1 pseudogene is annotated in these 573 nt (G+C 62.5%); it reads right to left on the bottom strand.

Annotated elements, in window-relative coordinates:
* Positions 1-17: 17 nt before the first annotated feature.
* Positions 18-422 (bottom strand): annotated as a pseudogene (locus RF650_RS13530) (GNAT family N-acetyltransferase); the annotation flags it as partial.
* Between the last annotated feature and the right edge of the window lie 151 nt (positions 423-573).

Below are 573 nucleotides of genomic sequence, written 5' to 3'. Positions count from 1 at the left end.
GCGTAGCGTCCACACGGTCACCACGATCGCCCCTTCAAGTCCACCTCGCCGGTCGGCCACTCAGCAGCATTGCCATGCACCGGCAGGATGAAGAGGGGGTGTCCTGCTGGCGAGGCGATCGCGCGTCCCTCTCGGCTGATCCACCGTTCTGGCGCTCTGATGCGCTGCCAGCCAGATGAGGCGTAGAACGGCACGACAGACTCGGCGCAGCCGAGGAAGCCGAACTCTATGTCGGGGTCAGCGAGCATCGACTGGCGAGCGGCTTCCATAAGCTGCTGGCCGAGGTGGTGACCACGGCCAGCAGGTGAAACTAAGACTCCACCAACACCAGCGATGGTCACTTCCTGCCCATTGACCGTGATGACGCGCTTGGCCCATCCCACGTGGCCAACGACGGCGCCCATAGCGGTGGCGATCAGATGGACGTCGTGCGGTGCGTAACCTTAAGGCTGCTCAGGATCCCACTCGCCATGCGTGGTGAGGTACTCATTATCGAAAAGCACCCGGAGTTGATCAATCCGGTGCGCGGTGAGCTGTTCGTGCGGCTCGACGAGGATTTGGGTGGCTGATGAT

Source organism: Kocuria sp. CPCC 205297 (assembly GCF_040981035.1).
Taxonomy (GTDB): Bacteria; Actinomycetota; Actinomycetes; order Actinomycetales; family Micrococcaceae; genus Kocuria; species Kocuria marina.
Note: the sequence above shows the minus strand (reverse complement) of the source record. Positions and strands in the feature narration are given on the sequence as shown.